The sequence below is a fragment of the Rhodococcus phenolicus genome, from assembly GCF_001646785.1.
Classification (GTDB): domain Bacteria; phylum Actinomycetota; class Actinomycetes; order Mycobacteriales; family Mycobacteriaceae; genus Rhodococcus; species Rhodococcus phenolicus.
In genome coordinates this window covers 1-1,992 of the sequence record NZ_LRRH01000229.1, presented here as the reverse complement: position 1 = coordinate 1,992, position 1,992 = coordinate 1, and the positions used below count along the sequence as shown (strand labels likewise).

The 1,992-nt window shown below is 54.5% G+C and carries 1 protein-coding gene; it reads right to left on the bottom strand.

Going from position 1 to position 1,992, the window contains the following annotated elements:
* Window positions 1–657 precede the first annotated feature (657 nt).
* Window positions 658–1,992: DNA phosphorothioation-associated putative methyltransferase (locus tag A8G15_RS30320; RefSeq protein WP_156665637.1), on the bottom strand; the 1,335-nt coding region annotated here is incomplete at its 5' end.

Here is a 1,992-nt window from a genome sequence, read left to right as displayed (position 1 = left end):
ATCTGTGCAAGTCAGGTCTGATCTCGTTCACACTGATCTCCCGAAAAGCCATGCCCGTCGACCTCCGCGACCTCGCTTGAGCTGTCACAGACGATCGAACGAGCAAACGACGAGACCACCGGCACGGCGCGCCGGTGGTCCCATAACTGGCAATCCAGGTGGTCCCATCACCCTGGCAAAATCAGCTCACACTGGTCCCATACTCATGGCAGACGACACCGCCATGTGCGATGAGCCGCGGTATTTGCGCATGACCTGCACCGCCCCAGCACCGGATGCGATTCGCACTTTCCACGCGAATGCCACCGCCCGAATCTCCAGCCTTAGTGTCCCGATCCGCTTTCGCGAGGTCGCGAACACGCAGGTAGTGGAGCTGAACAGTTTTCTACTCGCAAGTAAGGTCAAGACGCGGGTCAGGCACCAACGAGATGAGCCAAGTCGGGTTTCGCCATTCGGGACGTGACATCACTTCTTCACGGTTTGTGCGAAGATGGCTGAATTGAATTGAATTGAATTGGATTGGATTTGCATGCGCAAGGTCGGATATGTGAACCGTTCTGCGGCCCAGGACCTTAGACGCACAATAGGGGACTACAGGTAATGTCGCTTATAACTTCGGAAGCCGCTGAATGAGGCGGATCGTTGGAGAGAATCCAATCACACGATTGGCGAATTTTCGACGCTCTTTCGTTTCACGAGTCGGTGTCCACGAAGCTCTACGTTGCATCGAGCCAACTCTTCTTCCCAGCCCTTCTCAAGTCCAATTTTCGTTGGGTTGGAATATAGCCCTGCACGCACTTCCGAATCGGTAAGGCGGCGAAACTTCGGAACGAGAGCATCGTCGGGAGATAAGAATTCTTCTTTTCGATGGAGCAACGGTCGGTTAGCGCGTTGGCTGAAATCTTGAAACGACGACTCAAGTGTCGACATCTGGACACCGTATGTCCAATTGAGCTTTGGATGTGGATCGGAATCGAAATCTGGGTATGAGGACCATGAGACTCTACGCCCGCGATGATCAAGCTTTAAGATGTTCCAGTCGTCTGGTCGTCCCGCTGCCACGTATCCGCAGTGCTCGTAGAGTCGAAGCACGATGGGCATGGAAGGCGTTGCTCGCCGGTGCACGTACAATGCTGTTGCCGTTAGTTTTCCGGGTGAGTTTGTCATTGCGCCACGAACGTATGTATCATCACGAAGTTTGAGAAGAAGTCTGTCTGCCCGTGCGCACGCGTCTCGATAGCTGCGAAAGTGGACGCGGATATCTTCCCGGACCGAAATTGGAAGTTCCGAGTGGTTGGGGCGTCCGATGAAGATCGAGGTTCCGAGGTACAGCAGAGCATTGAGAATTGCACGTTTCGCGCCGGACTCGATTCGGGCGGGGTCTGCGCCCTTGCGCACTAATCCAGAGATCTCCGCTCGAGATAAATGTCCTATTAGAGCCAATGTTTCATCGGGAATCTCCTCAAAGACAGGGACTCGTCCACGGGACTCGGCAAAGGAGACGATTTCACCTATTGCCATCGCGACATCAGCGCTCGTTGACCAGTCGTACCGCGAGACAGTATCTTTGGCAAGATATGTAAGGCGATCTTCGGCTGTTCGGAACACGTAGACTATTCCGGGGGCAGGGGAGATGCAGGGTTGTCCTGTGACGCCTTCAACAAACTCTTTCAGTTCTCGCGTTGTGAACAAGTGTTGGAACGTACTGCGCGATGTGAGTACACCGTCGCCATGCTCTGCGCCTGCGATCTGGCTACGTTCCCAACTCAGGCGGCAGCTGACAACAAGTGCTACTCGGGCCAGGTTCCACGCTTCGGTCAAAGTTGACTTACGTTCGCGGACATCTTCGATGACATTCAATACGTACGACAGCATGACGATGTCTCGTGTGTCGCGAGGTCCATCAGGATTGAAGTACGGGTCCCATCCAGCAGCTTCGAACCCCATGCGTTGAAGGCGCCGGACATCTTGAGGGTAAGTCCCGGGGAGTGG